General features: G+C 35.7%; 15 protein-coding genes. 7 read left to right on the top strand and 8 right to left on the bottom strand.

Going from position 1 to position 13,667, the window contains the following annotated elements; translation table 11 throughout:
- Positions 1-59: 59 nt before the first annotated feature.
- Both IPK91_11055 and IPK91_11050 read right to left on the bottom strand, forming a co-directional pair.
- Positions 60-488 carry a DUF1761 domain-containing protein gene (locus tag IPK91_11055; protein ID MBK8297793.1) on the bottom strand — a complete coding sequence of 143 codons (429 nt, stop codon included), beginning with the start codon at positions 486-488 and terminating at the stop codon, positions 60-62.
- A 26-nt stretch (positions 489-514) separates the two neighbouring features.
- Positions 515-1,753, bottom strand: a complete 1,239-nt coding sequence (locus IPK91_11050) for a hypothetical protein (protein ID MBK8297792.1) — start codon at positions 1,751-1,753, stop codon at positions 515-517.
- Between the two features lie 112 nt (positions 1,754-1,865).
- On the opposite strand from IPK91_11050, the gene IPK91_11045 reads away from it, so the two are divergent.
- Both IPK91_11045 and aspS read left to right on the top strand, forming a co-directional pair.
- Positions 1,866-2,348 carry a serine/threonine protein phosphatase gene (locus tag IPK91_11045; GenBank protein ID MBK8297791.1) on the top strand — a complete coding sequence of 161 codons (483 nt, stop codon included), beginning with the start codon at positions 1,866-1,868 and terminating at the stop codon, positions 2,346-2,348.
- A 374-nt stretch (positions 2,349-2,722) separates the two neighbouring features.
- Positions 2,723-4,477, top strand: coding sequence for an aspartate--tRNA ligase (gene aspS, locus IPK91_11040; protein MBK8297790.1), 1,755 nt, complete (start codon positions 2,723-2,725; stop codon positions 4,475-4,477).
- A 58-nt stretch (positions 4,478-4,535) separates the two neighbouring features.
- On the opposite strand, the gene IPK91_11035 is transcribed toward aspS, so the two are convergent.
- Positions 4,536-6,347: a sulfatase-like hydrolase/transferase gene (locus tag IPK91_11035; protein MBK8297789.1), complete on the bottom strand. Its 1,812-nt coding sequence runs from the start codon at positions 6,345-6,347 to the stop codon at positions 4,536-4,538.
- A 52-nt stretch (positions 6,348-6,399) separates the two neighbouring features.
- Here IPK91_11035 and IPK91_11030 point away from each other — a divergent pair, with 52 nt between their 5' ends.
- The 3 genes from IPK91_11030 to IPK91_11020 all read left to right on the top strand — a co-directional run bounded on the left by IPK91_11030 (position 6,400) and on the right by IPK91_11020 (position 9,270).
- Positions 6,400-7,482, top strand: a complete 1,083-nt coding sequence (locus tag IPK91_11030; GenBank protein ID MBK8297788.1) for a VWA domain-containing protein — start codon at positions 6,400-6,402, stop codon at positions 7,480-7,482.
- A 62-nt stretch (positions 7,483-7,544) separates the two neighbouring features.
- On the top strand, positions 7,545-8,759 hold the full coding sequence (gene odhB / locus IPK91_11025; protein ID MBK8297787.1) for a 2-oxoglutarate dehydrogenase complex dihydrolipoyllysine-residue succinyltransferase: 1,215 nt from the start codon (positions 7,545-7,547) through the stop codon (positions 8,757-8,759).
- Between the two features lie 256 nt (positions 8,760-9,015).
- Positions 9,016-9,270, top strand: a complete 255-nt coding sequence (locus IPK91_11020) for a hypothetical protein (GenBank protein ID MBK8297786.1) — start codon at positions 9,016-9,018, stop codon at positions 9,268-9,270.
- Between the two features lie 9 nt (positions 9,271-9,279).
- Here the strand turns inward: IPK91_11020 and IPK91_11015 are convergent, their stop codons facing one another.
- From IPK91_11015 to IPK91_11000, 4 genes are read right to left on the bottom strand one after another with little or no spacing between them, the layout of a single operon-like run.
- On the bottom strand, positions 9,280-9,624 hold the full coding sequence (locus IPK91_11015) for a TfoX/Sxy family protein (GenBank protein ID MBK8297785.1): 345 nt from the start codon (positions 9,622-9,624) through the stop codon (positions 9,280-9,282).
- A 2-nt stretch (positions 9,625-9,626) separates the two neighbouring features.
- The gene (locus tag IPK91_11010) at positions 9,627-9,857 is read right to left on the bottom strand and encodes a hypothetical protein (GenBank protein MBK8297784.1); all 231 of its coding nucleotides are present in this window, start codon (positions 9,855-9,857) and stop codon (positions 9,627-9,629) included.
- Positions 9,858-9,863: 6 nt separating this feature from the next.
- Positions 9,864-10,325 carry a tRNA (guanosine(46)-N7)-methyltransferase TrmB gene (gene trmB, locus IPK91_11005; protein MBK8297783.1) on the bottom strand — a complete coding sequence of 154 codons (462 nt, stop codon included), beginning with the start codon at positions 10,323-10,325 and terminating at the stop codon, positions 9,864-9,866.
- Positions 10,326-10,331: 6 nt separating this feature from the next.
- Positions 10,332-11,141, bottom strand: a complete 810-nt coding sequence (locus IPK91_11000) for an alpha/beta hydrolase (GenBank protein ID MBK8297782.1) — start codon at positions 11,139-11,141, stop codon at positions 10,332-10,334.
- A gap of 180 nt (positions 11,142-11,321) precedes the next feature.
- On the opposite strand from IPK91_11000, the gene IPK91_10995 reads away from it, so the two are divergent.
- Both IPK91_10995 and IPK91_10990 read left to right on the top strand, forming a co-directional pair.
- Positions 11,322-12,134, top strand: coding sequence for a tetratricopeptide repeat protein (locus tag IPK91_10995; GenBank protein MBK8297781.1), 813 nt, complete (start codon positions 11,322-11,324; stop codon positions 12,132-12,134).
- Between the two features lie 52 nt (positions 12,135-12,186).
- Positions 12,187-13,254: an anhydro-N-acetylmuramic acid kinase gene (locus IPK91_10990; GenBank protein MBK8297780.1), complete on the top strand. Its 1,068-nt coding sequence runs from the start codon at positions 12,187-12,189 to the stop codon at positions 13,252-13,254.
- Here the strand turns inward: IPK91_10990 and IPK91_10985 are convergent.
- Positions 13,242-13,490, bottom strand: coding sequence for a DUF2442 domain-containing protein (locus IPK91_10985; protein MBK8297779.1), 249 nt, complete (start codon positions 13,488-13,490; stop codon positions 13,242-13,244). The genes IPK91_10990 and IPK91_10985 overlap by 13 nt on opposite strands.
- Between the last annotated feature and the right edge of the window lie 177 nt (positions 13,491-13,667).

The raw sequence follows: 13,667 nt of genomic DNA, 5'->3' as shown, positions 1-13,667 counted from the left end.
AAAAAAAATAGCCTTGACGTGTTTCCAAATCAAGGCTATTCTATTCGTGAATTTAAAATTTATTTTGTCCTCCAGGCACCTATGATCGCTCCCATTACTGTAAACAATAAAAATGTATAAAAACCATCGACCATTGATAAACTTACTGGATTTCCTGCAAAGCGGTTTCCAGTATAAATTCCAAAAAGATGAATGACGCCAATCACTGCACCCAGTGTAGCTCCAGATTTTAAATCAAACGAACTGGTTTTATTAACCAACCAATTCATCAGATAAGCATACACCAACATGGAGACGGCATTAACAATCATAGGCAATGCCGACATAGGTAATTCTGCACCATTTTTCATCATTTTTTCTCCAGCCATGGTAATGCCATTTCCAGCCATCCATTGATTTGAAAATAACATACCATACCATAAAAAGCCCATCGCAATGCCAACCAAAGCTGCCACTACAAGGGCTAACCAATTTGTTTTTGTTTCCATTTTTTGTTTTGTTTTATTGTTAAAAATTAATTTGAAGCATTTTGTATATAAACAGGTAACACTTTATTGTCCTTATTAAAGTGAATTAATAAATTGTGAAACCCACTCTTTTCAAAACTAAAATCCAATTCCAATTGGGAATTATTTAATTGAACGGCTTGCATAGGTTTGCATTTGCCATCTAGTGTACACAATTCTATGTTATTAATTTCTTTTAAATGATCTTCTTCTAAACTAAGTATCGCCTTGTTTACTATGGGATTCGGATAAATGTGTGCAGTTATAGTTTTTCTAAATTCGTTTTTAGCTGCTGATGCCATATCCAATTTTAAAATATGGCCCGTATGCGTACAAATATATCCAGTCGTTTTTGAAATCATGTCAATGGAATACAGGTGCTCCGTTCCAAGTGGACTTACAACTTTAGTCCAGTCTTGTCCACCATTGGAAGTTTGCAAAATAATACCATTGAAACCACAAATAAAGCCATGTTGCTCATCTACAAAGTCAATATCAAATAAAGGATCTTCCGTTCCAGAATCCAACCGTTCCCAGGAATTTCCTCCGTCCGTTGTTTTATAAATTCGACCTATATCTGCACAGGCATAACCAATGTTTTCATTCACCATTTTGATACTGCGAATCCAATCTGCCGGAGCTTGAAACGGAAAATTAGAAACCGGATCCCAGCTTGCTCCCATATCGGTTGATTTATACAAAGCATTCGAACCGGATGCAAAACCAATGCCTTGTTGAGTAAAAAACACATCATAAAATAAATTTGAAATGCCTGACGGAATTTGATCCCAATCCGCTCCCCCATTGATCGTTCTAATTATTATTCCATTCGAACCAACTGCAATCCCAATGTTTGCATTCAAAAAGTGAATGCCCCACAATTGCTCTTTAGTCCCGGTATTTAATGTTTCCCAATGCGCACCCCCATCTGTTGATCGAATGATGATTCCTTCATTGCCGCTCATAAAAATTGTCTTGGAATCCAATATAAAAATATCCATAAATCGCATGGAGGTATATCCGGAATTTGCATTTACCCAGGTTTTACCCCCATCATGGGTGATGTGAATATTTTCAAAAGAACCGTTGTATAAACTTCCAGCAGTAAATCCTGTTTGGTTGTCTAAAAATTTGATCTTACTGAGTGTCTGAGCAGGAGTAAATCGATAAATATCCTTCCAGTCTTGACTTTGTGCAGAATGAAAATATAAAAAGGATGCTAAAACTATTAAAAAACGAAGATTCATACAGGGAATTAATTTAAACACAAGCCCTAAAGTACAAAAATTCAACAATTTCATAAAAATTGCCTCAAAAGACTTGCCTCTTGACAGTCTCTTATATTGTAGTAAAAACTTCATGGCTCGAAAACTTGCAATTGGAGACATTCATGGCTGTAACAAGACTTTTAAGATGCTGCTCATTGAGGTCTTAAAAATTAAAAAACAAGATCAATTAATACTCTTAGGAGATTACATTGACCGGGGGCCCGACAGTCTGGGCGTCATTCAAACCATTTTAAAACTTCAAAATGCGGGATATACGGTTCATTGCCTCCGAGGAAATCATGAACAATTGATGATGGATTCAACTACCAATGTGACCGCCTATTTTCAATGGCTCTTCAACGGCGGCGAACAAACAATTACTAGTTTTAATAAAACACGTTTTCAGGATTTCCCGGAAGTTTACATTGATTTTTTTAACAGTACGAAGCACTATCTAGAAATGGATCAATACATCCTTGTCCATGCCGGACTAAATTTTAAAAATGAAGATTTATTTAAAGACCAGGAAGCCATGTTATGGATCAGAAAATTTAAAATTGATGCGGATATTTAGGATCCAGAATCCTGGTCCACGGGCATACTCCTCTTTCTCTCGATAAAATACAAACTCAAAAAATAAATTGTTTTAACATCGATGGGGGTTGTGTATTTAAAAACTCAAAGAAAAATTTAGGAAAGTTGGTTGCCTTGGATTTGGAAAGTTTGGAGTTTTATTATACAAGCTGTATTGATTAGTAAAATTAAATAGATAGCAAAAACTATAATTAACTAACTATATAAAAGAAAATGTTTAATTTAATGTTTTAGAAGTATTGACAATCATCTCATTAGAACCAGTACAATTTAAATCTTCAAAACCATTAAATAACATCCTGTTTATTCAATTTCTATCTTCTCCGGTTATCTTTGTGCTCTAATTTTAAAAATATGTATCGATCGCATACTTGTGGTGAATTAAGAATAGGAGATGTAGGGAAATCTGTTAAGCTCTCCGGTTGGGTTCAAATTGTACGGAATCTGGGTGGAATGAGTTTTATTGATCTTCGCGATCGTTACGGCATTACCCAGCTTGCATTTAATATGGAAGAAAATGCTGCCGCTTGTGAAATAGCACGCAGCTGCGGTCGGGAATATGTAATTTCCGTTCAAGGGAAAGTCAGAGAACGCAGCAGTAAAAATCCAAACAGAGCCACCGGGGATATTGAAATTGCCGTTGACAAGCTTTCCATACTGAATGAATCTCAGGTTCCTCCCTTTACCATTGAAGATGAAAGTGATGGTGGAGAAGAATTGAGAATGCGCTATCGATATTTGGACATTCGCAGAAATCCGGTAAAGGAAAAAATGATCTTTAGGCATCAGGTCGCATTGGAAACACGTAAATATCTTAGCGAACATCATTTTCTAGAAATCGAAACGCCGTATTTAATTAAATCAACTCCTGAAGGAGCCCGTGATTTTATTGTACCCAGCCGAATGAACCCGGGCCAATTTTACGCACTTCCGCAATCGCCACAAACCTTTAAACAAATTTTGATGGTTGCTGGAATGGATCGTTATTTTCAAATTGTGCGTTGCTTTCGCGATGAAGATTTACGTGCAGATCGCCAACCGGAATTCACACAAATCGATTGTGAAATGGCATTTGTTGAACAAGAAGATATTTTACAAACATTTGAAGGTTTAACTAAATCCTTGTTTAAAAATTGTTTGAATGTTTCATTGCCAGACTTTCCAAGAATGGACTACGATGATGCGATGGAATGGTATGGTTCAGACAAACCGGATCTCCGCTTTGATTTAAAATTTGTGGAATTGAGCCGCATGAAAGGCAAGGGATTTTCAATCATTGATGGTGCAGAATCGGTTTACGGTTTTATTGTAAAAGAAAAAGAAGCTGCATTTAGTAATAAAGACATCAACGATTTAACTGAATGGCTTAAAAGACCTCAAATTGGTGCTAAAGGTTTGATCTATATTAAATTCGGCGCTGAATCCATTAAATCCAGCATTGGTAAATTTTACAGCGACGAGGAACTAAGAACACTGGGCAATGATATTGGCGCAACAAGAGGCGACGTTGTTTTTATTTTATTGGGTGAAAAAGATAAAACCCTGAAACAATTGGGCGATTTCCGTTTGGAAATTGCAAGGCGTTTGAATTTAATTCCTGAGGGAGTTTTTAAACCCCTTTGGGTATTAAATTTTCCATTGCTAGAATGGAATGAGGAGGCACAACGCTTTTTTGCCATGCACCATCCGTTTACCAGTCCATTACCTGATGATATGCCTAAAATGCAAAGCACCGATAAAAATACCTTATCATCCATTCGCGCAGCTGCCTACGACTTAGTAATCAACGGTGCAGAAATTGGAGGGGGTTCCATACGGATACACGATCGTACCATGCAATCCAAAAATTTTGAAATCCTCGGTTTTAGTTCAAACGAAGCGGAAAAGCAATTCGGCTTTTTGTTGGGAGCATTCGAATACGGGGCACCCCCACACGGTGGTATTGCATTTGGATTGGATCGTTTGTGTACCATCATGCAGGGCAATACCAGCATTCGGGATTATATAGCTTTTCCAAAAAACAATACCGGTCGGGATACGATGATTGATGCTCCTTCAAGCATTGATGATAAACAATTGATGGAATTAAACATTCAACTTAAAGTATAAGAGACATTATAACTCTTTTCGTTTTGTTTACTGGCTATATTATAAAACAAATCGAATGTTACTTACTTTCAAAAACAGTCAGTACTTTTTGTAAAAATGCTTTTGCTGTATTAAACTCCGTTTGAGGGCTTCCTTCTGTTAAAATAATTTCCATTTTATCATTAGAGAAAACTCTTGTACCGGATGGTTCTATCCATCCAAATCCATTGTTGTATGCATAATAAGCAGACGGCTTGTAATCAGCAGAAAAAAAATTGCGACTAAATTCAAAAGCCTCATTGTTGATATTTAGTTCACCCAATAAGCTTGCAGCAATATCATTCTGACTCACGATGGTTTCACTCGTACTGTCAAATGCAACCGCTCCGCCCCCAAACCACATTGGGATATGAAACTTTTCAGGAATATGGTATGCACTGTTTCCAGGAAAGCGACATCCATGATCTGCTACCAGAATCACCAGCAAATCATCCCAAATTGGACGTTGCGATAAACTATCTAAAATTGCTCCAACATATTTATCTGTATAATGCGCTGTATTTAAAAATTGTACTTCTTCCTTTGTTTCAAACCAGGTTCTGGATTCTGGAATATCATAAGGAGGATGACTGCTTAAACTCAAACACAATTTTAAAAAAAGACTGGTATCCGCAATAATATCCGCAAACAATCGCTGAAATAAAATATGATCGTGCACACCCCATTTGGCATTGTAGCTTTCTTTTGGAAAATGGGTTTTATCAATAATTGCATCGATCCCACAATTGTATAAATAACTGTTCATGCTAGCAAAACTGATATCCCCACCATAGTAGAAACTGGTAGTGTACTGTTCGTTTTTAAGTGAACGAATCAGTGAAGGTAGTTTTTCTGTTTTTCTAGGATGGTGAACGATCGACGACTGTGGCTGTGCTGGAAATCCACTCAAGGCACATGCCAAACCGATTTCTGTTCGATCACCGGTACTGTATGCATTTTTGAAATACATTCCCCGTTTAAACCATTCATTTAATCTGGGTGTAATTTCCTGGTCTTTGTAATTTGCGCCAATCATTTTAGCTGTAAAGCTTTCTAGAAGAAAAAATAAAATTTTAGGCCGCTTCTTTTTTAAAATACGTGGTTCTGGATTGTCTTTTTGCAATCTCCAGGAATCAAAGAGTTGATTCATTTCTGCATCCTCCATAAAATGCAAACGTGCATTTACTTTCCGGGCTTGTGAAAAACTATATGCTAAATTCCAACAGGTATTTAAGGCACAATGATTGGCAAAAGGATTGGTGCTGAAATAAACTTTCCCAGGATTCATAGGAATGATTCCCAATCCGCCCCGCATTGGGATAATTAAAGCTGGCAATAAAATTAAATGCAACCAGATACTCGGTGATTTCAATTCAAATTTTCGGATGGTGAAAATTTTCTGAAACAGCAATGTGCCAGTGAAAGCTATTAAACAAAAGAAACAAACTACCAAGAGAATATTAAATACAGATACGAAACTGCCTGCTTCCTGGAATTTATCTAAATAACTAAACGCGGTCTTATCTAAACGAAATCCCCATTCCCGGTATAAACTGATATCTCCAGCATATATCCCTGCAATAATTGCAATCAATACGGTTGAATACCAATATAAAAAAGTTCGATAAGGAATCCATTTATTAATAAAATAAATTAAAAATGGAATTGCAACAATAAATGAAGCAAAGGCCAAATCCATATACAAACCATAAAACATGGAACCCACGAATTCATTTGCAGTCAAACGATATCCAAAAAAATGTTGAAATACGATAAAATAGCTACGCAATACACCAAAAAAGATAAGCCAGAAGCCATAAAATCGAATAATAAACTGGAAATAATTTTTCATGTGTCTGGCCGGAATTTGGCTGGTGCAAAAGTATTATTTTTACATCCAATAAATGCGGGATCTTTCAAGGTGGAAATTAGTTTTAGGCTCGGATTCAGATCCAGAGGATGCCATTGTATTAAATAATTCTCAAGATGAAGCGGATGAACTCTTAAATGCCATTTACGGAACTACTAAAAAACCTGGTTTTGGTCGTTCAAGTCATAAAATCCGCAAATGGTTGGATGCCATTCGACTTAAATTTCCATCCGATATCGTCCAAATCTTGCAGGAAGATGCTCTGACCCGGCAAGGAATTCAGGAAATGTTGCTCGAACCTGAACTTTTAGAAAAAATTGAACCTTCTTTAGAATTAGTAGCTGCTATCTTACAATTACAGCAACTTATGCCTGATAAAAGTAAGGCAGCTGCAAAATCACTCGTGCTAAAATTAGTTCGTGAAATTGAAAAAAAATTAAAATCCAGGCTACACCTTGCCGTACAAAGAGCCGTTCGACTCCATTCTAAAGCGGGTGACCCGAATAACAGTCAAATTGATTGGAAAAAAACCATCTACCGCAATTTAAAAAATTACCGGCCAGAAGTTAATACCATCATTCCAGATAAATGGTTTGGTTTTAAAAAAACACACCAACTTCCTCAAATTATTTTATTGGTTGATAAATCTGAATCAATGGTTCAAAGCATGATCTATGCTTCCATAAGCGGTTCGATTCTAGCTTCTTTGAAAAGTATCCAAACCCATTTGATTTTCTTTGATACTGAAATTACTGATCTAACAAATGCATACCAGGATCCGGTAGATATTCTATTCAGTGTTCCTTGTGGCGGTGGAACCGATATTGCTCGAGCCATGCAATACACACAACAACAGATCCGAAATGTAAAGGAATGCATTATTTTTTTGATCAGCGATTTGTATGAATATGGAAATAAAAATGAACTGTATGCAACTTGCCAGCAAATTCTACAAGGTGGAAGCAAAATTATAAGCTTACTAAGTTTAAGTGATGAAGGGACTCCAGATTACGATTTACAAATTGCAAAAAACCTGTCTGCTTTAGGCATTCCTTGTTTTGCTTGTCCGCCGGAAAAATTTCCCGACTTGCTTCCTCGTTATTTAAATGAATTTTAGACCGATCTAAACCTTGGTTTTTTCTTGCTCAAATTGAAATACCTTTGAGTACAATTTAAAAAATGAGTCTTATTGACCTTAGGGTACCCGCAATTGGAGAATCCATTTCAGAAGTGACCCTTTCTAAATGGCTAAAAGCAGATAACAGCATCGTAAATCTCGATGAAGCATTGTGCGAATTTGAATCCGATAAAGCCACTCTCGAATTTCCATCAGAAGCCAGCGGACGATTAATTCACAAAGCCAAGGAAGGCGAAGATTTAAAAATTGGTGCTTTGGTTGCACAAATTGATACAAGTGTACTAAACGAATCCATCTCTTTACCGGAAATTGAGAAAAAAGCAGTTAAAACTGAATTGCCTAAAGATCCAAAAGCAGAATCCTCGCATTATGCAAAAGGACTTGCATCTCCTTCGGCAGCCAAAATGATGGAGGAAAACAATTTAAAAACCGAACAAATTCAGCCTAGCGGTAAAGACGGGCGCATAACCAAAGCCGCTGTTATTCAGGGTCTGGAGTCTAAACAAAAAGCTGAAAAAATTAGTTCCAACATCCTGACAAATCCTGCTTTGTTTTCCAGAAATACTAGGGTAGTTAAGATGTCACGCATGAGGCGCAGCATTGCAAAACATTTAGTGGCTGCAAAAAATGAAACTGCCATGTTAACAACTTTTAATGAAGTGGACATGACGGCCTTGATGGAATTGCGCAGTCGATACAATGAAGAATATCTAAAACGCTATGGGGTTAAAATCGGATTCATGTCCTTATTTGCTAAAGCCTGTAGTGCTGTATTATTACAAATGCCTGAGGTAAATGCTCAACTAGTTGGTGAAGATTTAATTTACCATGATTTTACGGATATTTCCATTGCAATCTCAACACCTAATGGTTTAGTGGTTCCACCCATTCGCAATGTAGAATCTTTAAAATTTTATGAAATAGAATTACAATTAAAAAACCTTGCGGAAAAAGCTCGCAATAATAAATTGAGTTTAGATGAAATGAGTGGTGGTACCTTTACAATAACCAATGGAGGTATTTTTGGTTCCTTGATGAGCACTCCAATAATCAACGAGCCCCAGTCTGCAATTTTAGGCATGCACAGCATTAAAGACCGGCCAATAGCAATCAATAATCAGGTAGTGATTCGACCCATGATGTATTTAGCAATGTCTTATGATCATCGGGTTATAGATGGTTCGTCTTCAGTTACTTTTTTAGTGAAATTAAAAGATTTATTGGAAGATCCTGTGAAATTATTTTTAGAAATTTAATCCAACTGGAATGACTTTACAACAATTCTTCGAATGGGTCCAATTGAAGCCCATGTTCATTTTGTATTATTTTGGATTGTTCTTCTTGTTGACCTTATTGATCTGTGCGGTCGCAGGAAAAGATCTGCAAATGCCACCCTGGAATACTTTTTTATCCGGAATTATTTATGCAGTTTGTATTCCAGGAATTTTTCTATTACCCTTAATGTGTATTTCTTTTGTTTGAAAAAGAAGCATCCTTGAAACAGATTTATTATTGCAAGTATTACCAGTTTTTATGATGATTTTAACATTGTACATAATAAAACGAAATGTTGATTTAGATTATATCCCTGGTTTCGATCGACTCGGAAATTTGATGTGGATCATTGGAATTGTATTCAGTCTGATGTGGGTTATTGACCGAACACATCTTTATGCAATCAGTTTTGTGCCTTTCTATTATGTGTTGCTATTCTTGATTGGAGCCATTGTAATTATGCGCTTTTCATTCAAAAAAATGATTCGCTAATACCAGGAGTTAATTTCTTTTTTTTGATGCCTTTGCGCTTGGATTAAAATCGAGACAGGTTTGAATCCAAAATATCAAGTCTTGATCTTGATCGACTGCCGAAGGATGTACAAATAGATATCCCTTCATTGGTTTGCCTGTAAAATCCATCGGACGAACACCAGATTTTTTTAACAAAATAGGCTCTTGCTCAGGATCAATCCGACACATCAATTCATTTTTTACGATCCCTAGGCACATTTTATCATTGACCATAAAACACAGTCCCCCCATCATTTTTTTTGCTTGATAGTTTACAGCGTGTTGATCCAATGAAATTTGAATTCTCTCTGCTAAGGATTCATCATATGCCATAGTTACTTTTTAATACTCTGAAATTGAATATATTTTATAAGCCGCCCATCTTCCAGATGTTTCATTTCATAATGTGTTTTAAGCTGCAGGATGGCTGGAATTTCGGTTAGCTTATAAATATCATTAAAATGTTCCAAAATTTTATAATCCGTGCGGTTTTTCAATACCTCTAAAGTAAATTCATACAAAGTTTGATCATCTGTTTTTAAATGAAGCGTTGCATTAGGCTTCAATATTTTTTAATAGATATCAAGAAAAAAATCAGAAGTCAGTCTTTTTATTGATTTGCTATTTTTTAAAAACGGATCCGGAAATGTAATCCAAATTTCATCTACCTCCTCAGATCCAAAAAAATTAGAAATCAATTCAATTTTAGTTCGTACAAAAGCAATATTAGAAAGATTTTTTTGAATAGAATTCTTAGCACCTCGCCAAATACGTGCCCCTTTGATATCGATACCTATATAATTGCGTTCCGGATTCAGCTGTGCCATTCCAATACAATATTCTCCTCCACCACATGCCAACTCCAATACAAGTGGACAGTTCCTCTTAAAATAATTTGAATTCCAGCAAGCTTTAAAATCAACTTTTTGATTGACATTTTGGTATAATTGCACTTCTTTGAAACTGAAATTTTCAAATACATTAGGAAAAGATAAATTCTCAGAAAATTTTAACAGCTTATTACGCTTGCTCATAGTAAATTAAAAACTTAATAATTGATCCATCAACTGTTGGTATTGTTCAAGTTCATAAATCGGCTGACCCTTGGTTTTTTCAAATTGAATCAATCCATTTGGATCTTTTAAGAGGTGTTGCATTTTAATTGCATCTTTAGCATTGCAATTGCTGCTACCCTGAGGTCTTAAAATATAAACTGGGACTAAACTGTTTGGCAATACATCTGCAATTGTAAAATCATATTTCAATTCATAAGGGAGAATCAGTGCATTGAAGCGATCTCGCATCCAGCTTCGTAATGAAAAAACAGGATCCTCCAATATCAATAAACGACATGGATACATACTGGCTACATAACATGCTGAAGAAGCTGAAAAATCTTTTGCATAAATAATAATACTATCTTCCCGGTAGCGCTTTCGGATCCAATCCATGCTGGCCAATGCATCTTCTTGCAAGGTATTCTCATTAACCGAACCCTTTGCCTTTCCAAACCCTCTGAATTCAGGCATCAACACGTTAAGGTTTCTCTGCTGAAATTGTTCAATTAATACCAGATGCCGATCCAGATTGCCACCAGCACCATGCAATACCAGAACGATCCCCGATTCACTTTCATTGGGTTTAAAAAAGAGTGCAGGGATGCTCTGTTGATCCGGTAAACTGATCGTAACTTCTTCCAGTGATTTTGTGGCTTGAAACTTGTAATTACTGACACGCTCTGTCTTAAACAAAATCCCATTGATAAAAATATAGATTGACAGTACACCTACACAGTATAAAATAAGCAAGGTAGCTGCAATACTCAATATATTTTTAAATGTCCAGTTCATCCGTTGGCAAGGTACTTAAAAACACTGAAATCATAGGAAGCTATGCATACCCAAAATGTTAAAAACTTCTAAACGATAAATATACTTTTTATTAAAATTCCTTGGGGTCAATGACAAAAAATAGCAGACCTTTACATTGCTTAATACACATTTCAAACTCGAGCAAGAATTAATAAAACCATGCAGGAAACAGCCTTTGATTTTAAACGCGATGTCGTTGATCTTAGTTTTGAAAAACCCGTTTTGATTGATTTTTGGGCAGAATGGTGTGGCCCCTGCAAAATTTTAGGTCCGGTTTTAGAAGCACTTGAACAAGAAGACCTGGGTAAATGGGCTTTGGTTAAAATAAATACGGAAACTGAACCGGAAATTGCTGCTTATTTTAAAATCCAGAGTATTCCCAATTGTAAATTGATCTATGAAGGTAAACTGGTTGGTGAATTTACCGGAGCAGAATCGAAAACCAATGTTCAAAAATGGTTGGCTGATCAATTTCAAAAATTAAATTTGCCAGAAACCATTGATGCACAAAGTGATGATTATGAAACGCTGATTCAGGATTCAAATCAGTTTCCGGATCAGCAATTAATCCCTAAACTTGAACTCTTCTTATTGGGAAATCCAGATCATGAAGAAGCACAATTACTTCTAACAAAACATGAAATCTTTTTTAATCCGGAACATGCAATTCAAAGATTGCATGCAAAAAAGGATTTAAAAGAATATATAGATCATCTTGAAGATTTACAAACCATTTCCACTTGGGTTCAGTTAAATCCTAAAGTAAAACACCCTTTGCAAATCGCTAAACAAGAATTATTCTCTAATAATTTAACCGGATGTATCGAACAAATTATTGAGGGTTTGCAAAAAGATCCAAAATTTGAAAATGAATTATGTCGCAGAGTTGGTATAGCCTTATTTCATTTTTTAGGTAAACAACATCCGGTCACTAGGGAATACCGGAAACTTTTTGATATGAACATTTATTAATGTTGCAAAATTCTTTAGATTGAATTTTCCAAGTCTAAATGTTATTGGACTTATGTCAGGCACTTCAATGGATGGATTGGATATAGTCTGCGTAGAATTTACTTATACAAATCGTTTAAATTACCGTGTAATTGCAAGTCAAACCCTTGCCTATACACCTGAGTGGAAATCCAAACTCTCAAATGCATATCACCTAAATGATTCCCAATTAGCTATGTTAGATCTAGAATACGGAATCTGGCTTGGAATCAAGGTAAATGATTTTATTAAAACAAAAAACCTATCAGCCCATTTGATTGCATCCCATGGACATACCGTGTTTCACCAACCAAAAAACAAAATCAGTTTACAAATCGGAAATGGACAAAAGCTATTTGAACAGACAAAAATACCGGTAGTAAATAATTTTAGACAACAAGATGTGATGTTGGGCGGACAAGGTGCACCCTTGGTTCCAATGGGGGATGAACTCCTTTTCTCTGAATTTAATTATTGTTTAAACCTTGGTGGCTTTTCAAATATCTCATGGAATCATTCCAATCAACGCAGAGCTTGCGATTTGAGCCCTTGCAATATTCTTTTGAATGCAATATGCCAACGCATTAAAATAGACTATGACAATCAGGGATTGTTGGCGACTAAAGGAACCATACTTAAAGAACTGCTCAACAAATGGAATGCCATTCCATTTTACACACAAGCTCCTCCCAAAAGCTTAGGACGTGAATGGTTTGAACTAAACTTTTTATCTGATATTCAAAATACCAATTACAAGGTAGAAGATTTGTTAGCTACTGCGGTTCAACATATTAGTTTTCAAATTAATCAATTCATCCAACACACTCAGCTAGAAATTTCAGCAATAAATACGCATCCAAAACAATTAACGTGTTTGGTTACTGGAGGTGGAGCTTACAACCAGTATTTGATGAAGCAATTACAAGAAAATTCAATAATCGGATTGAACTATGTACTGCCAAATAACGAACTTATTGATTTTAAAGAAGCCATTTTGTTTGCACTCTTAGGCTATCTCCGTTGGAATGAAAAAATCAATGTATTAGCTTCTGTAACAGGTGCAATTAAAGATCATTGCAGTGGAGATGTTTATACCAATTGAGTGTGACTTGCCAAATTGTATAAATATTCAGGTTTAAAATCTGCTCCATTTGGCCATGCGATCGTCCAACTATTCAAACTGAATTTTTTAAAATAAGCTAAATCCTTTAATGGTTCATAAATAACACCATTCAACGAATTACTTAAATCAACGACCCCTTCAGTATCATCATTGAAAACCAGTTTAATTTTAAAGGCAGATTTATATTCTGCTTTTACAATCCAAAAGATGCTCATAGTGTGAATTTTAATTTCTGGAAATTGCAGACAATTTTCTCAAATTTAATCATTTTAAACCACATTTTAAATTTAATAGGAGTTAAGATGCTCCTAACACCATTTTAAATGGAGCAATTCAATCAGTTTAATCAATTTTATGAGCTTGGTGAATGTTGTTATATTTGCACAAATATC

It is taken from the genome of Saprospiraceae bacterium (assembly GCA_016712145.1).
GTDB lineage: Bacteria > Bacteroidota > Bacteroidia > Chitinophagales > Saprospiraceae > Vicinibacter.
Note: the sequence above shows the minus strand (reverse complement) of the source record. Positions and strands in the feature narration are given on the sequence as shown.